The sequence below is a fragment of the Promicromonospora sp. NPDC023987 genome (assembly GCF_040639055.1).
Lineage (GTDB): Bacteria > Actinomycetota > Actinomycetes > Actinomycetales > Cellulomonadaceae > Promicromonospora.
On record NZ_JBEZZF010000011.1, the window covers coordinates 23,002 to 44,689 of the forward strand.

General features: G+C 70.3%; 20 protein-coding genes. 11 read left to right on the top strand and 9 right to left on the bottom strand.

Features of this window, described 5'->3' with window-relative positions; genetic code table 11:
• The first annotated feature begins 3 nt into the window (after positions 1 to 3).
• Genes AB0F40_RS07615 through AB0F40_RS07625 form a run of 3 tightly spaced genes read left to right on the top strand, consistent with a single transcriptional unit; the run spans position 4 to position 2,146 of the window.
• On the top strand, positions 4 to 810 hold the full coding sequence (locus AB0F40_RS07615) for a hypothetical protein (RefSeq protein ID WP_357465520.1): 807 nt from the start codon (positions 4 to 6) through the stop codon (positions 808 to 810).
• Positions 807 to 1,427 (top strand): hypothetical protein, encoded by a 621-nt coding sequence (locus AB0F40_RS07620; RefSeq protein WP_357465521.1) that lies wholly within the window; start codon positions 807 to 809, stop codon positions 1,425 to 1,427. The genes AB0F40_RS07615 and AB0F40_RS07620 overlap by 4 nt, the downstream gene beginning before the upstream one ends.
• Entirely contained in the window at positions 1,424 to 2,146 is a 723-nt protein-coding gene (locus tag AB0F40_RS07625) for a hypothetical protein (RefSeq protein ID WP_357465522.1), read from the top strand. Before AB0F40_RS07620 ends, AB0F40_RS07625 begins: the two co-directional genes overlap by 4 nt.
• Here AB0F40_RS07625 and AB0F40_RS07630 read toward each other — a convergent pair.
• Positions 2,088 to 3,410, bottom strand: a complete 1,323-nt coding sequence (locus tag AB0F40_RS07630; RefSeq protein ID WP_357465523.1) for a hypothetical protein — start codon at positions 3,408 to 3,410, stop codon at positions 2,088 to 2,090. The genes AB0F40_RS07625 and AB0F40_RS07630 overlap by 59 nt on opposite strands.
• 396 nt (positions 3,411 to 3,806) lie before the next feature.
• On the bottom strand, positions 3,807 to 6,527 hold the full coding sequence (locus tag AB0F40_RS07635; RefSeq protein ID WP_357465524.1) for a UvrD-helicase domain-containing protein: 2,721 nt from the start codon (positions 6,525 to 6,527) through the stop codon (positions 3,807 to 3,809).
• Positions 6,528 to 6,734: 207 nt separating this feature from the next.
• Here AB0F40_RS07635 and AB0F40_RS07640 point away from each other — a divergent pair, with 207 nt between their 5' ends.
• Genes AB0F40_RS07640 through AB0F40_RS07655 form a run of 4 tightly spaced genes read left to right on the top strand, consistent with a single transcriptional unit; the run spans position 6,735 to position 9,385 of the window.
• The gene (locus AB0F40_RS07640; RefSeq protein WP_357465525.1) at positions 6,735 to 7,943 is read left to right on the top strand and encodes a macrolide family glycosyltransferase; all 1,209 of its coding nucleotides are present in this window, start codon (positions 6,735 to 6,737) and stop codon (positions 7,941 to 7,943) included.
• A gap of 1 nt (position 7,944) precedes the next feature.
• Positions 7,945 to 8,448, top strand: coding sequence for a hypothetical protein (locus tag AB0F40_RS07645; protein WP_357465526.1), 504 nt, complete (start codon positions 7,945 to 7,947; stop codon positions 8,446 to 8,448).
• Complete coding sequence (locus tag AB0F40_RS07650; RefSeq protein ID WP_357465527.1) at positions 8,445 to 8,837, top strand: hypothetical protein; 393 nt, start codon at positions 8,445 to 8,447, stop codon at positions 8,835 to 8,837. Before AB0F40_RS07645 ends, AB0F40_RS07650 begins: the two co-directional genes overlap by 4 nt.
• Complete coding sequence (locus AB0F40_RS07655) at positions 8,786 to 9,385, top strand: hypothetical protein (RefSeq protein ID WP_357465528.1); 600 nt, start codon at positions 8,786 to 8,788, stop codon at positions 9,383 to 9,385. The genes AB0F40_RS07650 and AB0F40_RS07655 overlap by 52 nt, the downstream gene beginning before the upstream one ends.
• A 42-nt stretch (positions 9,386 to 9,427) precedes the next feature.
• Here AB0F40_RS07655 and AB0F40_RS07660 read toward each other — a convergent pair whose 3' ends face one another.
• Together AB0F40_RS07660 and AB0F40_RS07665 are read right to left on the bottom strand one after the other, a co-directional pair.
• Positions 9,428 to 10,210 carry a class I SAM-dependent methyltransferase gene (locus AB0F40_RS07660; protein WP_357465529.1) on the bottom strand — a complete coding sequence of 261 codons (783 nt, stop codon included), beginning with the start codon at positions 10,208 to 10,210 and terminating at the stop codon, positions 9,428 to 9,430.
• Positions 10,211 to 10,277: 67 nt separating this feature from the next.
• Positions 10,278 to 10,712 carry an adenylyltransferase/cytidyltransferase family protein gene (locus AB0F40_RS07665; protein ID WP_357465530.1) on the bottom strand — a complete coding sequence of 145 codons (435 nt, stop codon included), beginning with the start codon at positions 10,710 to 10,712 and terminating at the stop codon, positions 10,278 to 10,280.
• Between the two features lie 200 nt (positions 10,713 to 10,912).
• Between AB0F40_RS07665 and AB0F40_RS07670 the strand changes: the two genes are divergently transcribed.
• The 3 genes from AB0F40_RS07670 to AB0F40_RS07680 all read left to right on the top strand — a co-directional run bounded on the left by AB0F40_RS07670 (position 10,913) and on the right by AB0F40_RS07680 (position 14,098).
• Positions 10,913 to 11,572 (top strand): low molecular weight phosphatase family protein, encoded by a 660-nt coding sequence (locus AB0F40_RS07670; RefSeq protein ID WP_357465531.1) that lies wholly within the window; start codon positions 10,913 to 10,915, stop codon positions 11,570 to 11,572.
• Between the two features lie 57 nt (positions 11,573 to 11,629).
• Positions 11,630 to 13,315 (top strand): polysaccharide biosynthesis tyrosine autokinase, encoded by a 1,686-nt coding sequence (locus AB0F40_RS07675; protein ID WP_357465532.1) that lies wholly within the window; start codon positions 11,630 to 11,632, stop codon positions 13,313 to 13,315.
• A 135-nt stretch (positions 13,316 to 13,450) separates the two neighbouring features.
• Positions 13,451 to 14,098, top strand: coding sequence for a LysE family translocator (locus AB0F40_RS07680; RefSeq protein ID WP_357465533.1), 648 nt, complete (start codon positions 13,451 to 13,453; stop codon positions 14,096 to 14,098).
• Positions 14,099 to 14,202: 104 nt separating this feature from the next.
• Here AB0F40_RS07680 and AB0F40_RS07685 read toward each other — a convergent pair whose 3' ends face one another.
• Positions 14,203 to 14,856 (bottom strand): TetR/AcrR family transcriptional regulator, encoded by a 654-nt coding sequence (locus AB0F40_RS07685; RefSeq protein WP_357465534.1) that lies wholly within the window; start codon positions 14,854 to 14,856, stop codon positions 14,203 to 14,205.
• 91 nt (positions 14,857 to 14,947) lie between these two features.
• Here AB0F40_RS07685 and AB0F40_RS07690 point away from each other — a divergent pair, with 91 nt between their 5' ends.
• Positions 14,948 to 15,595 carry a hypothetical protein gene (locus tag AB0F40_RS07690; RefSeq protein WP_357465535.1) on the top strand — a complete coding sequence of 216 codons (648 nt, stop codon included), beginning with the start codon at positions 14,948 to 14,950 and terminating at the stop codon, positions 15,593 to 15,595.
• Here the strand turns inward: AB0F40_RS07690 and AB0F40_RS07695 are convergent.
• The 4 genes from AB0F40_RS07695 to AB0F40_RS07710 all read right to left on the bottom strand — a co-directional run bounded on the left by AB0F40_RS07695 (position 15,486) and on the right by AB0F40_RS07710 (position 21,658).
• Entirely contained in the window at positions 15,486 to 15,971 is a 486-nt protein-coding gene (locus AB0F40_RS07695) for a hypothetical protein (RefSeq protein ID WP_357465536.1), read from the bottom strand. The two genes, AB0F40_RS07690 and AB0F40_RS07695, sit on opposite strands and share 110 nt — an antisense overlap.
• A gap of 100 nt (positions 15,972 to 16,071) precedes the next feature.
• Complete coding sequence (locus AB0F40_RS07700) at positions 16,072 to 17,124, bottom strand: acyltransferase family protein (protein ID WP_357465537.1); 1,053 nt, start codon at positions 17,122 to 17,124, stop codon at positions 16,072 to 16,074.
• Positions 17,121 to 18,377: a hypothetical protein gene (locus AB0F40_RS07705; protein WP_357465538.1), complete on the bottom strand. Its 1,257-nt coding sequence runs from the start codon at positions 18,375 to 18,377 to the stop codon at positions 17,121 to 17,123. Before AB0F40_RS07705 ends, AB0F40_RS07700 begins: the two co-directional genes overlap by 4 nt.
• A complete protein-coding gene (locus tag AB0F40_RS07710) occupies positions 18,374 to 21,658 on the bottom strand; it encodes a PKD domain-containing protein (RefSeq protein ID WP_357465539.1) in 3,285 nt (1,094 codons plus the stop codon). Before AB0F40_RS07710 ends, AB0F40_RS07705 begins: the two co-directional genes overlap by 4 nt.
• Positions 21,659 to 21,688: the final 30 nt, after the last annotated feature.

Consider the following 21,688-nt stretch of genomic DNA (forward strand, 5'->3'; position numbering starts at 1 on the left):
GCCATGAAGCATGCCCGCAATGCCGGCCCCGACCTCGCGTTCCGGCTTGCCCAACGTCTCGTCACAGCCGTCGCCGACGACATGTCGACGACGCAGCGCGTCGGAGCCGGTGCGGTCGCGGCGCTCGTCGCGATCTCCCCGTTCGGGGCGTGGAGCGAGGTGGAGGCACAGGCCGACCCGCTGACCACCGGGACGCCCGTCGAGGTGGGGCCCTTCGAGGTGACCGTCGAGAAGGCCGCTACGGCCGACGAGCTCGGCCACCTTGTGCCGCAGGACGGCAACCACATGCTCGCCGTCGTCGCGGACGTCACCAACACCGGCGACGTCCCCGAGTACGGCGTCACGCTCAGCAAGGCCATCCCCGCCCCGCAGAACGCCGGGATCGTGCCGGAGGAACCGCTCGAGGACCTTGGCGCCGACGCCGCGACCGGCGATGCGGCGGCGCCCGGCGACGATGCCGGCTCCTCGGCGGAACCGTCGGCGAGCCCCTCCCCCAGCGCGCCCGAGGAGCCCAAGCTCCCGTCCGCGACGATCATCAACATCGAGGACGGCACCAGCATCAGCATCCTCAACCCTGGTGTGACGCACCGGGTAGCGCTGATCTGGGAGCAGAGCGGCACGTGGACGGGCACGGAGCTGCCGCTCGAGGTCGTGGAGCTCGAGTGGGTCGAGGAGGACCCCCTGGGTCTGGACGACGGGCACTGGTTCGCGAACGAGATCGCCTTCCAGGGGCAGATCCCGGTCAAGCCCGCCACACCGGAGGCGAGTGCCGACGAGCGGGGCCCGAGCACCGAGGTGGAACAGCAGTGAGGCACGGACGGCGCCGGATCACCTGGAAGGGCACCGCGCTCGTCGTCGGCGCGGTGACGGCGGGGTGCGCCCTCGTGACGTTCCTGCCGCAGGACGACGCCGTGGACGCGCCGTTCATCGTCGAGGGCGGCGTCGGACAGCAGCTAGACCTCACGTACGCCGAGCTGACCGTGACCGAGGTGCGGGTCGCCGACGTCCTGACGAGCCCCGCCGAGGCGGCGGCCGCAGCAGGCACGTTCCTCGTGGTGGACGCGACGTGGCGCGCCACGCAGGGCGAGACGACGTTCAGCGGGGCAGAGGTCACCGACGCGCAGGGACGCAGGTTCTGGCCGAGCACGCGAGGTGGCTGCTCGACGTCGGCCAGCGCCCAGCCGGGCTACGCCTGGCGCACCACGTACTGCTTCGACGTGCCGCGGGACGCGCTGGCGGGGGCGACCGTGCGCCTCGCGCGCGGCGACCAGACCGAGGAGCACGGCGGTCAGCGGCGCGACGCCGTCGCCGTGGTGGACCTCGGCATCACGGCGAGCGAGGCCGACGCACTGTGGGAGGCGGAAGAGACCGTGTCGCCCGAGGCACCGGGTTATCCCCCGGTGAGCGCAGGAGGTAGCGAGGGATGACGACTCTGGTGACCCCGGCGGTGCCCGGATCGGGCCGAGGAACACCGCCCGGAGCGGCGCCGAGCCTGCAGCCGGGGATGCTCCCCGGCAGCGTCCCGCCCGACCTCCGCGCCCCCGCTCGGCGCAGGGGCTGGTGGCGGCGCAACATCGTCTGGCTGGTGCTGCTGCCGATAGCGGTCGCGGCGGCCGCGGGGGCGTCGTCGTTCCGGGTGTGGGCGTACTGGTGGCCGGTCGGTCTGCACCACGAGGTGGACCGCGTCGCCGTCGGCGAGCCGGCGCACCTGGCCGGCGAGTACTACGACCTCGGGTTCGACGTGCCGGAGCGGGCGAACACCATGGTGCTGCGCGAGATCGACGCGACGGTGACGGGCATCGAACAGGTGGAGCGGTTGCCGCCGCCCCTCTACGGCGACCCCGTCACGATCCCCGACGGGTCGGTCGCGTACGAGGTGCAGGTGCACTTCGCGGCCGAGCCGCAGACCGACCTGTCGCTGTGCCAGATCATCCTCGTGTCCGAGGAGGGCACGCGCTACGGGGAGTCGACGACGGACGCGCAGGGCAGATCCAACCGCTGCTCGACGCCGGACGCCGAGGGCTTCGTCAGCGAGCAGCCCGAGTGGGACGTCTCGACGTTCGTCCTCGCCGACCCCGACGCGGAGATCACCCAGGTGCGACTGGGGTTCGGCGGGCCCGAGTACGTGACGGCCGACCTGCCGTAGCGGCCTCCTCCTCGCGCACCACGAGGCCGCGCTCGACCAGCACCTCCACGGTTGCGGCGATCAGCGCGGCGGCCAGCGCCAGGGAGAGCGCGAGGCCCGCCGCCGACTCCATGGTGCTGAAGGCCAGCCAGGTGTTGGTCTCGACGGGGCCGGTCACGGCACGCACGAGCCAGCCGACACCCTGCGGGACCCGCATCAGGACGAGGTAGCCCAGGCAGAAGACGAGCATGGGGCCGAGCCCGCCGTCGACGATCATCTTCAGGCCGTTCCACAGGGCGGAGAAGCGGGCCCGCAGGTCGTCGGTGAGGGACGCCAGGATCGCGCGCAGCCCGCCCGGGAGCCAGGTCATGCGGTCGAGCCAGTGGTGTTCCGTCGACGGCGGCTCCATCAGCCGGTGCCCCAGCACGACGGCACCGATAGCGAGCCACGCCAGCGGCGCGACGAGGACGACGTCGAGCGACTCGACGACCGTCACCGCCCCCTCCGCGAGGAAGCCGACGGCCTCGCTGCCCGACTCGCCCACGGTCTCCTGTGCGGCCCCGACCGTACCGACAGCGGCGGCCACGAGCTGGCGGTCCGCCGCGACGTCCCACAGGCCGAGCTCGATGGCCTCGATCTGGCCGGCGACCTGACTGGTCCAGTAGATCTCGAGGCATCCGCCGAGCACGGCGAAACCGAGAAAGTGGAGCTTGCCCTCAAGCCTGCCGAGCAACCAGCGCAGCAGGAACGCGCCCACCACGATGGCGACGAGCGTCCAGCCCGACCAGACGCCGAGCCGGGAGGTCCAGTCGAGACCGTCCGGGCTGAACAGGTCGTTGAACAGCTCGTCGGCGGAGGCCTCGTTGATGAACCGGTCCCGGTCGGCGTCCATCAGCCCCTCAACCTCGTAGACCAGGAGGAACGGCACCAGCACGGACAGGGCGACGTCGATGAGGCGCCGCTCGCGCCGCTCCGACGGCATGATCGGGGCACTGTGAGCAGGCAGCATGCCGGGGACGGTGGCAGCGGCGCCCAGGGCCGGGAGAAGCCGCGGGCTCAGGTGCGGCAGGGACTGGCGACAGACCCACAACATCCCGATGACGGGCATCAGATACCCGAGCGGACTGATGATCAGCAGGAGCTGCGCCACGAACGAGTTCCACTGGCTCAGCTCGACGGCGCCCCACATCGCGCCGTTCCGCACTGCGACACCGAGCAGCCCCAGCGTCAGGAGCGCGGGCCAGTGCGCCACGAACAGGCGGCCGGCGGAGAGCAGGATCCTCATGGCGACACATAGTGGCCTAAAGCGGGAGGTATGCGCCAAGCCTGGTCATACGCGCGGATCGGACGAATGCCGCCAGTCCGCCGATCCGCAACCTGCACGTCTATCCGGCCGCTGATGGACGATCAACCTTCGGGTCGACGTCAGATGGGACGTCCAGGTTGCGGTTCGACATCCACGGGGACCGGGATAGACGTCCAGGTTGCGGTTCGGCACCGGGCTGGGCCCCGGACGACGGCTGGCTTGCGGTTCGGCCCCCGAGGCGCCCGCGGACCACGAGCAACGTGCGGTTCGACCCCCCGAGGCGCCAACAAGCGACGAGCAAACTTGCGGTTCGACGTCGCAGGCGGGGCAGGCCCCGTAACGTCCCCGGACCTAGCCCGGGGGTGCTCAGACCCGTCAGAGCTTGGTGACCGCCGTGTACTTCAGGGCGATGCGCTTGGTCCCGTTGCTGCCGAAGTCGATCTTGACCACGGAGTTGGCCTCGACGTCCACCACGGTGCCGAGCCCGTAGGAGTCGTGGGTGACACGGTCACCGATCTCCAGGTTCGGGATGCTCTTCTGGACGTTGATGCCGCCGAAGCCGCCCTTCGCGCCCGCCTTCTTCTCCGGCGCGAACGGTTTGCTCTGCCCACCGCCCGACGACGTCGGGGCGCCGGCGCGTGAGGTCCCGGACCGGCCTGCCGACCAGGTCGAACCCGTACCCGAGCCGCGCCCGCCGGAGCCGTAACCGCCTGAGCCGTAGCCACCGCTCCAGCCTCCGCGGCCGGCGCGGATCGCCGCCGTCGACGACTCCCGGCGCCGCCAGTCCCACAGCTCCTCGGGGATCTCCTGCAGGAACCGGCTCTCCGGGAACTCGTTGGCCATGCCGAAGGCCGCCCGGACCGAGGACCGGGTGATGTACAGCCGCTCGCGTGCCCGGGTGATGCCCACGTAGGCGAGGCGGCGTTCCTCGGCGAGCTCGGCGTCGTCGTGCAGGGAACGCATGTGCGGGAACGTCCCGTCCTCCATGCCCGTGAGGAACACGACCGGGAACTCCAGGCCCTTGGCGGTGTGCAGGGTCATGAGCGTGACGACGCCCTGGTTCTCCTTGGGGGCCTCCTCCGCCGCGCCGTCCGCCACGTCCTCATCCGGGATCTGGTCGCTGTCGGCGACGAGCGAGACCCGCTCCAGGAAGTCGGCGAGCGAACCCTCGGGATCCGTCTCGCCGAAGTCGACGGCCACGGCGTGGAGCTCGGCCAGGTTCTCGACGCGCCCCTCGTCCTGCGGGTCGTCGCTCGCGCGCAGCTCAGCGAGGTAACCCGTGCGGTCGAGCACCGCGCCAAGCACCTCAGCCGGCGGGGCGCCCTGGTCGACCAGGGCACGTAGCTCCCGCATCATGTCGCGGAAGACGAGCAGTGGCTTGAGCGAGCGGTTGGTCATGCCGGGGATCTCGTCGGCGCGCTCCAGGGCGGCGCCGAACGACGTGCGCTCCCGCTCCGCGAACGACGCGACGAGCGACTCGGCGCGGTCGCCGAGCCCACGCTTGGGCACGTTGAGGATGCGGCGCAGGTTCACGTCGTCGTCCTCGTTGGCCAGCGCGCGCAGGTACGCGACGGCGTCCTTGACCTCGCGCCGCTCGTAGAACCGTGTGCCGCCCACCACCTTGTACGGCAGGCCGACGCGGACCAGCACCTCCTCGAGCGCACGCGACTGCGCGTTGGTGCGGTAGAAGATCGCGACGTCGCCCGGGCGGACGCCGTCGGAGTCGCCCAGCTTGTCGATCTCGTCGGCGACGAACCGCGCCTCCTGATGCTCGTCGTCCGCCACGTAGCCGACGACCTTGGCCCCTGCCCCCGAGTCGGTCCACAGGCGCTTGGGCGTACGGCCGGCGTTGCGGGAGATCACCGCGTTGGCGGCGCCCAGGATGTTCTGCGTGGAGCGGTAGTTCTGCTCCAGCAGGATCGTGGTCGCGTCCGGGTAGTCCTTCTCGAACTCCAGGATGTTGCGGATCGTGGCACCGCGGAAGGCGTAGATCGACTGGTCGGAGTCGCCTACGACGGTGAGCTCTGCGGGATCCAGTCCTGCCTCGTCGGAGGTGCCGACCCCCGCCAGCTCGCGGACCAGCGTGTACTGCGCGTGGTTGGTGTCCTGGTACTCGTCCACCATGATGTGCCGGAACCGGCGACGGTAGTGCTCCGCGACGTTCGGGAAGGCCTGGAGCAGGTTCACCGTGGTCATGATGATGTCGTCGAAGTCGAGCGCGTTCGCCTGCGCGAGGCGCGCCTGGTAGCGGATGTAGACGTCGGCAAGGACCTGGTCGAACTTGGGCGCCGCCGTGTTGCGCTCGTCGGCCGACTGTCCGCCCCACGGCCTGCGGATGGCGCCCGCCTCCACCGCGGCTGCCTCCGCGAGCGCCTCCTCCGTGGCGTTGGCACCGGTCTGCCGCGCGTAGGTCTCGGGGTCGACCAGCTCGTTCTTCAGGTCGCTGATCTTGTTCGACAGCCCGCGCGCCGGGTACTTCTTGGGGTCGAGGTTGAGCTCGCGCGTCACCAGCGTGATGAGGCGCTGACTGTCCGCGGCGTCGTAGATGCTGAAGCTCGACTTCAGCCCGAGCGTCGTCGCCTCGCGGCGCAGGATCCGTACGCAGGCCGAGTGGAATGTGGACACCCACATCCGCTTCGCTGCCGGGCCCACCAGCCCTTCGACCCGCTCGCGCATCTCGGCCGCCGCCTTGTTGGTGAACGTGATGGCGAGGATCTCCCCCGCCCTGGCCCGTCCGGTGGCCAGGAGGTAGGCGATGCGGTGCGTCAGCACACGCGTCTTGCCCGACCCTGCGCCCGCCACGATGAGGAGCTGCCCGCCCTCGTGCACCACCGCTGCCCGCTGCTGCGGGTTGAGGCCGTCCAGGAGCTCATCGGGGTCGAGGTGCGCGTAGGCCCCGGCTCGCGGCGCCTCCGACTCGTGCGGCAGGCCCGCGAGCCAGTCCGGCTCGGCGGGCACCGCTGCCTCACCCGGGTCGCCAGCGGCCGCCGCGCCGTCGTCGTCCCACTGCGGTGCCGTGCTCGGCAGGCGCGAGATCGGTCCGGGCGACGCGGGGTCGAGGCCGGGCAGGGAGAGGCTGTCGAAGAGGGAAGTCATCGTCCCTAAGCCTAGGCGGGCTCACCGACACTGCGGACGGGCCGCGCTGTCGACCCTTCGAGCGGTCACAAAACGGTGAGCTCCCCGGTCGAGGGTGCGTACGGGTCTGTTCGTCGCATCGGAAGGGGTACCCCTCATGAGGTTCGCACAGGTCAGGGGCGCTCCCCCGCCGGCCACCGGCACCGCACGCCACGGAGGCGGCCGTCGATGAGCACCATCGCGTTCCTCAACATCGGCATGCACGGGTACGTCAACCCGACGCTTCCTGTCGTCGCAGAGCTTGTCCGACGCGGGCACACCGTGGTCTACCACTCGTCTCCCGCGTTCGAGGGACCGCTCGAGGCCGCCGGGGCGAAGGTCCACCACTACGCCGGACCGGACCAGCCCGCGCTGGACCCGCCGATCCCGCTGGCGATGCTGGGCGGGCTCGCCCAGACCGCGGTCGACCTGCTGCCCTCGGTGCTGGCGGACCTCCGTGCCGCTCGGCCGGACCTCGTGGTCCACGGTGCGGCCTGCCCGTGGGGCGCAGTCGCCGCGCGGGAGCTCGGTGTGCCGGCGGCCTCGACGTTCACGACGTTCGCGTTCAACCGGCAGGTCCCCAGCCCTTGCCGCGCGGGCGGGGAGCTGCTGGCCGCCGCTGCCGCCCGCCCCCACCTCGCGTGGCGCTACCTCCGGGCGCGGTGGGCCCTGCGCCAGGGCTACGACACGAGCGGGCTCCCGTCGATCGACCTCATGAACGCGCGCGAGCCGCTGAACCTGGTCTTCACGTCCCGCTCCTTCCAGCCCGGCGCCGAGGCGTTCGGCCCGTCCTACCGGTTCGTGGGAGCGAGCGTCGGCGCCCGCCCGACCGACCGGGCCTTCGAGCCGGACCGGCTGGCCGGCCCCGTGCTGTACGCGTCCCTTGGCACAGTGTTCGACGCGAACCCTGCGCTGCTGCGCGCCTTCGTCACCGCCCTGGCCCCGCTGGGACGCACGGTGGTGCTCGCCACCGGGCACACCGACCCGGCCGAGCTGGGTCCCCTGCCCGACCATGTCGTCGCCCGGCGGTCGGTACCGCAGCTGCAGGTGCTGTCCCAGGCGGCGATCTTCGTCACGCACGGTGGCATGAACAGCGTCAACGAGGCGATGCAGGCCGGCGTCCCGACGCTCGTCGTCCCCCAGGGTGCCGACCAGCCGCTGGTGGCCCGGCGTGTGACGGAGCTCGGCGCCGGCCTGACGGTCGCCACGGAGGACGCCACCGCAGAGCGGGTCGGCGCGCTCGCCTGCCGGCTGCTGGACGAGCCGCACTTCCGGGAGGCTGCCCGCGTCCAGCGGGCCGCCCAGCAGGCGGCAGGCGGCTACCGACGCGCTGCCGACGAGCTCGAGCGGTACCTCGGGGACCGAGCAGACCGCGCGAACCAGGTAGAGGAACACTGACATGTCGACGACCGTCGTGGCCCTGCTGATCCTGGCCGGGTTCTCCGAGACCGTCGGCCGGGTGCTCCCCATCGTGGCACGCCGGCCCCAGGTGTCCCGGCGGCTCGCCGCCGGGCTGGTGGTGACGGGTACCGCGGTCGAGGGCACGGTGATCGCACTCTGGCCCCTGGCCGCCTGGACGGTCGCCGACCTGGTGCACCCGTCGCTGCCCGGCACGGCCGGGACGGCCTGGACACCGGCAATGGTCGCCCCGCTGCTGCTGGCCGCCGTCCTCGCGTTCCCGCTGCTCGGACCGCTGCTGCACTTCCTGCTCGTCGCGGGGGTCGGGTGGGGGCTCGCCGACCTGCTCGCCGCCGCGACCGGCTTCGGCTGGTGGCCGGCCGCCGGGTGCGTCGCCGTCGCGGGGATCGGGCTGGGCGCCACGGTCGACGTCGTGCGGCGGCTGATCGGCCGGGCCCTGGCCGGACCACGCAAGCCCGTCGAGCTGCGGGAGCTGGTCGCATGAGCGAGCTCCTGCTGCTCGTCGTGCTCCTGGCCCTCGGCCCGGTGCTGCTGGTCGAGGGCCTCCTCGCGCGCTACGAGCTGCTGTTCTACGCCGCCGGCTGGCGGGCACCCGCCACGAGGCTCCCGGCGGACCTGCCCTATGCCCGGGGTGCCGCTCCTGACCGCCCACCGGCCGCCTACGTCGTCTACCTCGACGGCATCGGCAAGCGCCGCTTCACCGACACCCGCGACGGCGGACAGCTCGTCAAGGCCGTCATCGCCGGTGCGCCAGAGCTCCGCGTGCTGGGCCAGGTGCAGCCCTACTCGCCACTGGCCGACCCGCTCGTGGGACGCCCCGTGTGGGATGGCTGCGCCACCACGTCGGCATCGTGCTGTTCCTGCACAACGTGATGCAGATCTTCGTCGCCGCGGACCGCCGGTACCGCCCCCTGTACAACCGAGCGGTGGGCGCCCAGATCGCCGACCAGCTCCGGCTCGCGGGCTACAAGGCGAACTGCGGCATACCGGTGGTGCTGCTCAGCTACAGCGGCGGCGCCCAGGTGGCGACCGGTGCGGTCGACGAGCTCTTCGCCGAGCTGCGGGCCCCGCTCTGGCTGATCACGCTGGGCGGCTTCCACAACGGCGCGAACGACCTCAGCCACGCGCTCCAACTGCACCGGCTCACCAGCTCGACCGACTGGATCGAGCGGGTCAGCACCCGGCTCTTCCCCGAACGTTGGCCGTTGTTCCGCCGCAGCGCCTGGAATCGGGCCAAGGACGCGGGAAAGATCACCGTCCACCCGCTCGATCCTGCGGACCACATCGGGCCGTCGAGCTACATCAGCCCGACGGCGCACCTCGCCGACGGACGCAGCTATCTCGACCGCACCACGGAGACGGTGATCGGCATCATCCGCAGCGAGTGCTCGGCCTCCGCGGCGCGGGACGGAGCACCGTGAGGGTCAGCCGGCCGACGGCGCGGCGCGGTCCGCCGTCCGCCGTCAGACCTTCTCCCAGACCGAGACCTGCTTGGTGCTCTCGTGCTCGAACGGCGACCGGTCCCAGTCCGCCCAGCGGTGCTTGAGCCGCAGGCCGGCGATACGCGCCATGAGGTCCATCTCGGCGGGCCACGCGTACCGGAACGGGACGGTCCAGAACCGCCCGCCGTCCGCGGTCACCGTCACGTGGTTCGACGTGAAACGCTGCGTCGCCGTGTCGTACCGGTCGAACCCCACGTACCCGCCGCCCTCGTCCGGCGCCACGGTGAACGGCACGGTGTCCTGACCGGGCGGCATACGCCGCAGGTCCGGGATGCCCACCTCGATCAGGAACAGGCCACCGGGTCGCAGGTGCGCCGCGGCGTTGCGGAAGACGTCGACCTGCCCGTCCTGGGTGGTGACGTTGCTGATGGTGTTGAACACCAGGTAGACGAGCGAGAACTCGCCGGGCACCCGGGTGGAGGTCATGTCGCCGATGGCGACGTCGATGTCCGCGCCACCCGGCTTGTCCCTGATGCGGTCCGCCATGGCCTTGCTCAGCTCGATACCGCTCACCGGTACGCCGCGGGCGGCCAGCGGGACGGCGATCCGGCCGGTCCCGATCGCCAGCTCCAGCACCGGGCCGCCGTCGGCCAGGTCTGCCAGGAGGTCGACGGCGGGGTTCACCACCTCTGGCGCGCTCGAGCCCTGAGGGTCGTCGTAGTCGGCGGCGACGCTCTCGGGGAACCAGCCGTCGCTCGGGTCGTCGATGGGTGTGCTGCTCGCGTCGTTGCTCGTCTCGCTCACGAGCCCGACGCTAACCCCGACGGCGGTGGCGGCTCACCCTTATTTCCGGTTGGCACCGCCGACCCGGTCACGCGGGTTGCGGCCGAACGTCCAGCAGGTCGAGCGCCTGGCGCAGCGCCGTGCTGGAGGTGTGCACCGTGTACGGGAAGTACATGACATCGACGCCGACGTCGGCGAACCGACGCTCCAGCTCCAGCCCTTTGTCGGTGCCCTTCCAGTCATCACCCTTGAAGAACACGTCGAACGGCCGACGGCGCCACGTCTCGATCTTGTCCGGCTGGGTTTCGACGAACACCTCGTCGACGAACTCGATGTGGCGCACGATCTCGGCACGCTCGATGACCGGCACCACCGGACGACGGCCCTTGGCGAGCTCCAGCATGTCGTCGTCGACGACGCCCGCGACCAGGTAGTCGCAGCGGCGCTTCGCGTGCCGGAGCACGTTCAGGTGGCCCACGTGGAAAAGGTCCCATGCGCCGGGTGCATAGCCGACCACTGTCATGCTTGAGAGGCTAGGAGGGTCGCAGGCCCTGGCGCGCCCTGAACGGCGGATGAACAAGCAGTTCACCCGTCATATCACCCACACCGGCGCCCTCCCCGTCGCCATGGCTGACCGGACAGGCCGCACGAAGGGTGACCTTCGGGTGAAAAGGCCCCGATCGGCTACTACCACGACATACACCACGGCATGCTTGGTTAGCCATGACCACGACCATTCTTGCGGTGTGCACGGGGAACATCTGCCGTTCCCCGGCCCTGGCGCGCCTGCTCACGGCGCGCACCGATGGCACCGTCGAGGTGGACAGCGCCGGCATCCGGGCGCGGGTGGGCGAGCCGATCGCACCGCGTATGGCGAGCCTGCTGCAGTCGCGCGGGCTGGACAACGGACCGTTCTCCGCCCGCCAGCTCACGCCGGCGATGATCCGCTCGGCGACCGTGATCATCACGATGTCCCGGGCCCAGCGCTCGGCAGTGGTGCGGGCGGTGCCCGATGCGGTCCGGCGCACGTTCACGCTGCTGGAGCTCGCACACGTCCTGAGCACGTCGCCCGGACCGCGTTCCGCGACCGACGACGCGACCCGATGGGCCAAGGTCCCGGAGCTGGTGAGCCTGGAACGCCTCAACCACTCGGCGTGGAACCGCGAGCTCGACATCGCGGACCCGTGGGGACGCAGCGAGAAGGCCTTCCGTCGCGCCTTCGAACGGATCGGGACCGCCACCGACACCGTGTGCGGTGTGCTCGGCACGGGTCGGCAGCCCTGGCTCCTGAGCCCGCCGACTCCCCGTAACGGCGTGCAGATCCCTCGCGCCGGCGTGCAGGTCCCCCCGCCGCGGCACTCGTCGCAACCAGGCAGACCCTGACCCACGCGGACAGCACTGCACGACAACCAGGCCACACGGACAACAGGGAGGCAGAGCGTGGAACTCGCCGAATACGCGAACGTGCTGCGACGACGCTGGGCGGTCATCGTCTGCTCGGCACTCCTGGCAGCGCTCGCCGCGTTCGGCTGGGCCTGGACGACGCCGCCGTCGTACACCGCGACGGCCAAGGTCTACGTGTCGCTGAACACTGGCGAGTCCACCAGCGACCTGCTGCAGGGCTCGACGTACGTCAAGAACCTGATCGAGTCCTACGCGGCGCTCACCGACATGCCGGTGGTGCTCGACCCCGTCGCCGACGACCTCGACCCGGACCTGACCGGTCGTGAGCTCGCCAAGGCCGTGACCGCCGACTCGCCGCTCAACACCTCGATCATCGAGATCAAGGTCGTCGACGGCGCTCCCGAGCGTGCGGCGGAGATCGCGAACGCCGTCGCGCAGCAGCTCTCGAGCACCGTCGTCGACCTGTCGCCCGCCACTCCCAGCGGTGGCCAGTCCATCGCCGTGACCGTCGTGTCGCCGGCGGAGGTTCCCCAGTTTCCGTCCGCCCCGAGGACCCGCCTCCTGACCGCGGCCGGTGGCGCCGTCGGGCTCGCGCTCAGCATCGCGATGGTTCTGCTCTGGGCCGTCCTGGACACTCGGATCCGCTCGGCCAAGGACCTAGAGATGGTCTCGGAGGGCACCGCCCTGCTCGGCTCCATCCCGGTCGTCAAGCGCAAGGTCGCCCGGGTACCAGCCACCCAGGACCCCCTGAGCACCCGTGCGGAGGCCTACCGCCGCGTCCAGACGAACCTGTCGTTCGTCGACGCGACCACGCCCGCCCGGGTCCTCGTCGTGACCTCCAGCGTCCCCGCCGAGGGCAAGTCGACCACGGCCATCAACCTCGCCTCGACCTTCGCCGAGAGCGGTAGCCGGGTCCTGCTGATCGACGGCGACATGCGGCGCCCCTCGATCGCCCCCACCCTAGGGCTGGAGGGCGCTGCCGGGCTCACGACCGCCCTGGTCGGCCGTGCCACCGTGGCGAACCTGGTGCAGCGATACGGCCCCGGACCGCTCGACGTCCTCCCGCTCGGCCCGGTTCCGCCCAACCCGCACCAGCTCATCGCCTCGGACGCCACCCGTGACCTGCTCGCCGCGGCACGTTCCTCGTACGACGTCGTCATCGTCGACGCTCCGCCGCTGCTGCCCGTCTCGGACGCCGCGGTCCTGTCGACCATGGCCGACGGCGTGGTCGTCGTCGTGGGAGCCCGGCGGGTGCGCCGACAGCAGCTCAGCCAGGCGCTCCACGCGCTCGCCGGTGTCGAGGCCCGGGTGCTCGGCGTCATCCTGACGTTCGCGCCCCGGTCCGGCCCTGGCGGTACGTACTACGGCTACCGCACGACACGACGTCGCTGGTCCGGCGTCCTCCCGGGTGGCCGCGGGCACGACCCGCTCGACCTGCCGTCGACCACCGGGGCGATCAGCGTCGTCCCTGGTTCCGGGAACGCGGTCCGGGCCGGTGTCATCCCTGGTCCCGAGGGTATCCCCGGGCTGAGCAACGGGCCTCGTCCTGGCGTCGTCCCGGCGCCCAGCATGCCCGGCCTTAGCGGCAACCCTGGTCCAGTCAGCACTCTCGGTCCGGTCAACGTTCCCGACGCGGATTCACGTACCGCGCCGGGTCCTGTGCCCCGGCCAGGCGCCGCCGTCGGCTCCGATCTCGGGCAGGTCGACGAGCGAGCCGGATGAGGTCCTGGAGCGTGCCGTCCGCGTCGACAAGGTGGTCCGCACGGCAGCATCGGAGCGCACTCGTAGCCTTACAGGCAGTCCTCAAACTCGATAGATCCCAACGGTCGTCGTTCTGCAAACCGCTACGGTAACGCCATGCCCACCGGCCCTCAGCTCGCCGCGTTTCTCGCGGCGTCCGTCGTCTTCATCGCCCTGCCCGGTCCCAGCGTGCTGTTCGCCATCGGCCGCGCACTGACGGTCGGACGCCGGGACGCACTCCTGTCAGTGACCGGCAACGCGCTCGGCCTGCTCGTCCAGGTGGCGTTCGTGGCGATCGGCCTTGGCGCGCTGGTCGAGGCGTCCGCCGCCGCCTACACCGTGCTCAAGCTCGTAGGGGCCGGTTACGTGATCTATCTCGGGATCCAGGCGATCCGCCACCGCGCCGACGCCCGGCTCTCCCTCGCCGCACCGGACGCGGCGGTCGTGGCAAGCCCGTGGCGTGCGGTCTGGGCCGGGTTCATGGTGGGCGGGACGAACCCGAAGACGATCTTGTTCTTCGCGGCGTTCCTCCCGCAGTTCATGAACGACGCCGCCCCAGCGACGCCGCAGCTGCTGTTCCTGGGGCTGCTGTTCGGCCTGCTGGCCCTCGGTCAAGACTCGGTCCTGGCGCTGGTCGCGAGCCAGGCCCGCACCTGGTTCTCCCGCAGCCCGAAGCGGCTCGACCACCTTAGCGTCACCGGCGGGGTCGCTATGGTGGGCCTGGGCACCGGGCTGGCGCTTGAGGGCACGGTGATCAAAGCCTGACAGAGCAGGTGGAGCATAGAACCCGGAGCATGTGAAGCGTAGGGATGGTGGGCCTGGACACCGGGCTGGCGCTCGAGGGCACGGTGATCAAAGCCTGACCGTGCTCAGGGCCCGGTCGGCGAGCCGCACTCACCGACCGGTTCGAGGAGCTGCTGCCCGAGCGTCTCGGCCAGCCACGACGTGTAGTCAGCCGGTGACCATCCGCAACCTGAGGTCGCGTTGAGATAGGTGTCGAGGCCGGTGAGGAGCCATGCTCGATCCACTGCCGCGCTGGGCGTCAGGTCGTGCCGGATGACTCCGTCTCGCGCGAGCCGGCCGATCAGCGTTGTCAGACCCGCGCGACGGCGGGCGTTGCCCTCGGCGGCCATCTCCTCCATCTCGGCGGTCACCTCACGCGCGACGAGGAGCTGCGGCATGCTCGCCGAGAAGAAGGCGCAGGTCCACTCCGCGAACGCCTGGAGGATCTTCCGCGGGTCGCGCTCGACCGCGATGCGCTCCCGCCACTTCGCAGCATCGGCCGACTCCTCCATCTGCTCGACGACTGCGCGTGCCACCTTCGCCTTCGAACCGAACACGGCGTAGACCGTCTGGGGCGCGACACCGGCACGGGCGGCGATCTCGGCGATGGTGGTCCCGGCGAACCCCGCGGACTCGAAGAGCTCGCGTGCGGCCGCCGTGATGTCGGCACGGGTCCGAGCCGCCTGCGCTTCCCGCAGGTTCGATCGATAACGACGTGTCGACGGTGTTCGATCTGGCAACGCGTCTCGCCTCCAGAGCTAGGTGCTTGACCGAATCCTATTGGATAGAGTTGACTAAGGTTAATTCCCCAGAGACCGGAAAGGCGGGCACATGAAGACGCCGCTCAAGGAGCCGCACCGCACAACGCCTGTTCAGGGCCGGGAGATCGGTGCCCAGATCGCCGGAGCGTTCGGGTTGGTGTTCGTGTGGATCAACTCGACGGCGCTTCCGCTCGCCGTGCGCGTGCCGCTGCTCGTCGCCGCCGGTATCGCCCTGGCCGCCATTCTGTTGCTCAGCGTTCGCAGCTATCGGCAGCAGGCGGATCGAGAGGGCAGCGCACGCGCAGGCACCGATCAGTCGACGGCGCGGGCGAGCGGTTCCCCGTTCGGGCGGAAGTACTGGCTGGTCGTCGGCATCGAAGCCATCGCTCTGTTCGGAGGGAGCCAGATCATCATCGGCCTGGGCTACCCGGAGCTCGGCATCGCCTGGGTCGCCTTCGTGGTCGGCACGCACTTCTTCCCGCTCGCACGCATCTTCCGGCTTGCCCGCTTCCACGTCCTCGGCGCCATCATCACAGCGTTCGGGATCGCCGGGTTCACGATCCGAGCGTTCGGTCACGTCGAACCGATCGCGGTGGTCAGCGGCGTGCTCAGCGGTTTGGCGCTGCTCGGATTCGGGCTGTGGGCATTCGCGCCGGCGCCAGCAGCGCCACACCCAGCACCAGAGTCGTCAGCGAGGTCTCCACGGGCGAGAACATGAGGTCCCACATCGCCTTGATGCCCAGGAACAGCACGAGCGCGGACGCGGAGCGCGCAATCGCGAGCATCCCCACCCGACTCACGAAGAGCACCGCCAGAACCACCGCGAGGGCGAACCCCGCCAGCCCGTACCAGGCCCAAAGGTCGCCGAACACGGAGTGCAGCTCGATCCCCGCACCGAAGAGATAGTTCTCGACGTACCCGTTGTTCGGGTCGTACCCGAGCCCTGCCATGCCGGACTTGGCGATCTGCAGATCGTGCATGGACAGCATGGTCCAGCCGCCGAATCCGGCCGGCTGGGCGCCCATGAGCGCCGCCGTGGCACCGAGCTCGGGCCGGCCTCCTGCGATCAGCGTGCCCGACGTATCGAGCTGCATCAGCGTGCGTTAGCAACACGGGGGTCGCCATGGTGGGCGTGGGCACCACCGGGCTGGCACTTGAGGGCGGCACCTGAGGCGGACGGCACAAGAGCGACGGTCATCGCCTCTGCACCCGTAGCCCCTGCTTCCACCTGTTCCCCTCCGGGGCAACGTAGAGGTATCGCAGCGGGCCGGAAGCGGTCCATCTGTGCACGAGCCAGGAGAGCGCGATCGCGACCGCCGCGGCGACCGGCACCGCGAGGATGCCTGCGACGCCCGGCAGGACTGTAGACCCGATCAGGGCGAACACCAGTGAAGAACCCACGATGATCACCGGCGTGTGGCCGAGGTAGACGGACAGCGTCGATGAGCCGATCCGCACCAGCCCGGCGCTCCGGGCAAGGAAGGTCCCCAGCGCGACGCCGGCGAGGATCCCGACGGCGCACAGGACGAAGTACACTCCAACGACGGACCGGAGCCCTGCCACCTCGACGACCGTCGCCATGAGCGCCCAGCCGAGCAGCAGCCCGGCCCTGACCGCCCAACGTGTGCGTGCGAAGCGGAGCAGCAGCACGCGCAGGTTCATGCCGCACACGAAGAAGATGTAGTACTTGAGCGCGCCGTTCCAACCGATGTTGCCAAGATCGAAGCCGTCGGTCAGCACGATGACCGACGGGACCGCCGCACCCAGGAGATGCCATCGCCAGTCGAGAGACCGCAGGAGGCGCGCGATGACGCAGAAGAGTGCTAGCGCCCAGATGAACCAAAGCTCGAACTGCGGACGGACCGGCGACAGGAGCAGGTCGCGCAGCATCGGGCCGAATCCGAGCGGGGTGCCGCGCAGGGCGAACCCGATCAGGTAGCACGCGGTGCCGACGCACTCCCAGATCACGAAGACCCACAGGTAGAGGCGCAGCCTCCGGTCCCACAGCGTGCGCCAGGACGACCCGGTCTCGGCCGCCGCACCGACGCGGTAGGCGAGCAGACCCGAGATCATGAAGAAGAACGGCATGCGCACCGAGGACACGTAGTCGTTGACTTGCTCCCACGCAGACACGTCGAACCAGCGCGCCGCGTGGTAGAGCACGACAAGTATGACGGCGAGGCCCCTGCCTGCGTCGATCCAGATCTCACGGCCGGGCGCGCCTGCGACGTCGGGTGTGCCGGTCACTCAGCCGCCTGCCCCACCGGCCGGATCGAGGGCGCCATCAGCGCCACGGCGAGGACGAAGACGGTCAGCGCGCTCTCCAACGGAGCGAACAGCAGATTCCAGACCGACTTCACCCCGAGAAAGAGGACCAGAGCGGAAGCGGCTCGCCCCGTGGTGAGAACTGCGGTACGCACGACGAAGAAGGCCAGCAGTACAGCGGCCAGAGCGAGTCCCGGGACACCACACCAGGCCCATAGGTCGCCGATCACCGAGTGAAGTTCGAACCCGCTGCCGAACATGTAGTTCTCGACGTACCCGTTGTTCGGCTCGTACCCGAGGGCTGCCATACCAGACTTAGCCACGAGAAGATCGGACATGGACGGGATGATCCCGCCACCGAATCCGCCCGGCGACTCGGTCATCAGGGCCGCGGTGGCGCCAATCTCCGGCCTCCCGCCGGTGATCAGGGTGCCTGACGTCGACAGCTGGAGCTCAGTACGGAGTTGTGCGCTCTCCCCGAGCGCACCCTCGAGGATCGCGGCCTGGACCGAGAGATACGTGCCGAATGCGAGCATCCCGAATAGAATCAGCGTCCGCAGGGCCGCGAGCTTGGACGACGCTGGCCTGCCCCAGAACTGCCATAGCACGAGAACCGCGACCATGAGCAGGATCGCGCTCGTGGACCGTCCGCCATTGATCGCCGAGACGCCGGCGAGGGCGAGCACGGCGACGATGTCGACCCACCTCTTGCGCCACCGTGCCGTGAGGGCGAGGACGATGACGGTGAGCGGCAGCGAGAACCCGAAGCGCCAAGGATTGTCTGCGAACGACTCACTACCCGGGTTGATGCCAAGCAGCAGCCCAACGCCGAAGGTGGCTCCCACCACCGTCACCGACGTGCGGCCGCGCGCCCACAGGGTAGCGCCGATCCCGCCCCCGAGCCCGAGCACCACGAAGACCGACTCCAGTAGGCCTGCGGTGGACACGGTCCGCGAGTCGCTGTGCCATACCGTGAGCCAGACGCTCCACGCCGCCGCTACCGCGGCCAGGGAAGTCGTCCACGCGATCCACCGGGAACTGCGCACCGAGGACGCCCACAGCGGCAGGAGCACCAGGGTAAGCACGAGCCCCGCGGTCAGGCCGAAGAACACGTTCTGGCCCAGTCCAGTGAGGACGAGGCAGAGCAGCGCCAGCCCGGTCGTGGCAACACCCCAGCCCTGCTGTCCCTCATGCGACGGCAGGACTGGGGCGACCACGGTGCGGTTCGACGTCACGGCGACAGCGGCCCCGCCCAGAGATCGTCCAGCCGGACGACGTTCTCACCGGTGGTGGCTCTGCCGGACAAGCTCAGCGAGTAGCCCACACCGCCGGCGTCCTGCAGCTCGGGGGTTGAGTCAGTGGTGGTGAGCTGCCAGTCCGCCGGCTCGGTGGAGCTCGTCTTCCACACCTTTCCCTGCAGTGTGGTCGGCGCCGAGCCCGTGATCCGCAGCCGCACGGTGAGACGTTCGTCGGCGGCAACGCTCAGTCCGGCGATGTTCTTCGCGGCTAAAGTGGTCTCGCCTGACTGGAGCGCGACAAGCTGCAACTGCACCGCCCCGGTCTCCTGGACCCAGACCTTGGCCCGATACTCGCTGGAGAATCCGCCGGCGCGTCCAACCAGAGAGACGAACGTACCGCCACCATCGGAGATCTCATCGAGCGAGAGCACGCCGGTGAGTTCGACGTCGGAGGCGGACACGTCTCGCAGCTGGGCTTTACGGTTCGAACCTGGCGCGCTCAACGTCATGGCGCCCTCACCGTCGGCGACCGAGTAGTTCGACGCCGAGTTGTAGAGCGTCCACGGACCGCCCACCGCGGCCGCTCCCCAGCCGCCCGTCACGGACCGGGAGAAGTCGTCGGCGGCGAACTCGCTGGGCGCGGAGGCCTCGACCTGGACCGTGTCCTCGGCGGTGGCGCCTTCGTCGTCGGTCACGGTGAGGGTGACGGTGTAGGTGCCGGGGGCTGCGTAGGTGTGGGTAGCCTCCTGGCCGGTGCCCGTCGTTCCGTCGCCGAAGTTCCACGCCCAGGACGCGATGGTGCCGTCCGGGTCGGCGGAACCGCTCCCGTCGGCACTGAGGTCGAAGCCGTGGATGTCCGCCGCTGCCTCGGCGACGGGCCCCTGGTTGGGGCGACCGCCGTTCGTGGCCACGGTGTAGTGGTCGAGGACCTTGGCGGTGGACAGCACCGTCGGGTAGATCGCGACGTCGTCGATCGCCCCCGTGTACCGGTCACCGCTGAGCCAGGATCGGTTGGGCCAGCCGCTCAGCGTGTCGGCGCCGATGCGCCAGTAGCCGTTGTAGGCCTGGCCCTGGGTGACGTCTGTCCGGTCGGCGACCCGGGCGCCGTCGACGAAGATCTGCATGCCACCCGACCCGAGCGTGGCGACCACGTGGTGCCAGTCGCCGTCGTCCACCCGGCCCGGCGACCGGAGCGTCTCCCGCCCGCCGTCGTACACGCCGAACGTCAGCCGCCCGCCGGAGTCGACGTAGAGCAGCCGGTCGGTGGAGCTGGAGGTTCCGGTAGCGCTGTTGTTGTTGCCGAAGCCGACGATGCGGCCGTCGCCGGTGCCCCGGATCCAGGTCTCGACGGAGAACGTGTCAGGTCCGGCGACGCGCTGAGCCGAGGCGAGCCGGCTGGACGAGGAGTTCCGGAACGTCGCGGCGGTGTTCGGGTCCCCCGTGATCGCACCGGCGGTGCCCAGCTCGACGCTCGACGGCACGGTGAGATCGTCGCCGCCCGCCCAGTCGTAGGTGCGGTTCGACCCGCCCGGCTCGCCGAGGCGCCACAGGTGCGCTGCGCCGTCCTGCACGACGGCGTCGGCGTAGTCGCTGCGGGGCGCGTCAGAGACCGTGGCGTTGACCCACTCCGACCGCTTCACGTTCCCCCACGGGTCCGTGACGGTGAGCCGGTAGCGGTGCTCCGAGCCGGGCGAGAGGCCGGTGTCCCTGGCAGTCCGCTGTACGGGCTCCCAGAACTTGGCGGCGATGGTCTCCTCGAAGACCGGCGTGGTCGCCTCGGAGTCGCGGTAGACCCGGTAGGTGAGCGCCGCGTCGTCGCGGTCCCACGTGGTGGTCAGGTTGATCCGGACAGTACCGGCCGCGACTGAGGCGACCTCCGGGTTGATCGCGGCGCCGGATTCGACCGGGCCGGACTCGTTCGGCGCGATCGCACGCTTCGCAAACCGGACCAGCCCTTGCTGTGCGACGCCGTTCACCTTCGGGAACTCACCGCCGTACAGCACGTAGTCCTCGTTGCCGGTGACCGTCCAGACGGCCTGGCTCTTGCCGGTGTAGGTCCCGACGTCCGTCTGGGGATACCACGTCATGAGGTCCGGGCGAGGCGTGCCCGGGTGGTCGGGGTATCCCCAGATGTCCTCGGTATTGGTACCGCGCACCTCGTTGGTCCAGGCGGTCGCGTGGTAATAGCTCCACGGGTCCGTCTGCGGGAACCCGCCGCTGTTGCCACAGTAGTGCTTATGGCTTGCCGTGTAGACGACATCGCCCACCGGTGCCACGTCGTACGTGTCGCCGTGGCAGTCCTCGAGCCAGATCAGCGCGCCGTCGTCCCAGCCGACCTTGAAGGTGCCCTCGGTCGTGCCGCCCTTGCCGAAGTGCCAGCCGACGCCGTACCAGCCCGCTTCGCCGTCGGTCGCGAGCCGGATGATGCTGGAGCTGTCCCCGGCGTTGCGGATCCGCGCGTTGACCGGCAGCGGGCGGCTGTCGCCGGTGGCCGCGTCGAGCCAGGCAAGGCCGTATCCGTTGGCGGTGTCGGAGTTCACGGAGGTGAACGTCCCCGAGATCATCACCGACTGCTCATCCGGCGCCACGACGATCGACTGCACCTGCCGGTCGTCGACCACCGGCTTGAAGCCGGTCAGCGCGGTACCGTTCGATGCACTCATGGCCGCCATCCGGTAGCGGGTGTGGCCGTTCACCGCGGAGAAGTAACCGCCCGCGTAGACGGTCGTGTTGGTAGCCGCGACCGCCTTCGTGTTGCCGTTCATGTTCGGCGCGAAGGAGGTGTTCAGGGTGCCGCTAGGCAGGTTGAACGCGGCGATGCGGTTGCGGGTTGCTCCGTCAACCGTCGTGAAGCCGCCCACGATGTAGAGCCGCGTCCCGTCCGGTGAGACGGCCATGTCGGTGACGAGCCCGTTCAGCGTGTGGTTGAACGTCGTGATCAGCTCGCCGGTCGTCAGGTCGTAGGCGAGCAGGTTCGTGCGGGGCACCTGGTTGGTCCCGGGGGCAGCGCCCGCCGGACGGGCGTTCTGGAACTCGCCGCCGACGTACACGGTGTCGCCGGCGATGGCCTGCTTCCACACGATGCCGTCGACCTGCACGGTCGGCAGGGCGTCGGCTGACACGCTGGCCGGGTCGGCAGTCGGCTCGGCGACCTCTGTGGCTATTTGGGCGGCCTCGGTGGCCGATGCCAACGGGGCGGCGACGAACGACGCGACCACGAGCGTGACGCTCGCGAGGACGGCGGAGACCCGCCGGCCGGGCAGAGTGCGATGGGACACGAGAACCTCACTGGGGAGACATGGACCCGC

What these genes read in the sequence shown, in the direction of transcription:
- AB0F40_RS07625 (WP_357465522.1), top strand. Translation starts at nt 1,424, where the DNA reads ATGACGACTCTGGTGACCCCGGCGGTGCCCGGATCGGGCCGAGGAACA.
- AB0F40_RS07665 (WP_357465530.1), bottom strand. Translation starts at nt 10,712, where the DNA reads ATGACAGTGGTCGGCTATGCACCCGGCGCATGGGACCTTTTCCACGTG.
- AB0F40_RS07645 (WP_357465526.1), top strand. Translation starts at nt 7,945, where the DNA reads ATGTCGACGACCGTCGTGGCCCTGCTGATCCTGGCCGGGTTCTCCGAG.
- AB0F40_RS07670 (WP_357465531.1), top strand. Translation starts at nt 10,913, where the DNA reads ATGACCACGACCATTCTTGCGGTGTGCACGGGGAACATCTGCCGTTCC.
- AB0F40_RS07630 (WP_357465523.1), bottom strand. Translation starts at nt 3,410, where the DNA reads ATGAGGATCCTGCTCTCCGCCGGCCGCCTGTTCGTGGCGCACTGGCCC.
- AB0F40_RS07695 (WP_357465536.1), bottom strand. Translation starts at nt 15,971, where the DNA reads ATGCAGCTCGATACGTCGGGCACGCTGATCGCAGGAGGCCGGCCCGAG.
- AB0F40_RS07680 (WP_357465533.1), top strand. Translation starts at nt 13,451, where the DNA reads ATGCCCACCGGCCCTCAGCTCGCCGCGTTTCTCGCGGCGTCCGTCGTC.
- AB0F40_RS07690 (WP_357465535.1), top strand. Translation starts at nt 14,948, where the DNA reads ATGAAGACGCCGCTCAAGGAGCCGCACCGCACAACGCCTGTTCAGGGC.
- AB0F40_RS07640 (WP_357465525.1), top strand. Translation starts at nt 6,735, where the DNA reads ATGAGCACCATCGCGTTCCTCAACATCGGCATGCACGGGTACGTCAAC.
- AB0F40_RS07635 (WP_357465524.1), bottom strand. Translation starts at nt 6,527, where the DNA reads ATGACTTCCCTCTTCGACAGCCTCTCCCTGCCCGGCCTCGACCCCGCG.
- AB0F40_RS07615 (WP_357465520.1), top strand. Translation starts at nt 4, where the DNA reads ATGAAGCATGCCCGCAATGCCGGCCCCGACCTCGCGTTCCGGCTTGCC.
- AB0F40_RS07650 (WP_357465527.1), top strand. Translation starts at nt 8,445, where the DNA reads ATGAGCGAGCTCCTGCTGCTCGTCGTGCTCCTGGCCCTCGGCCCGGTG.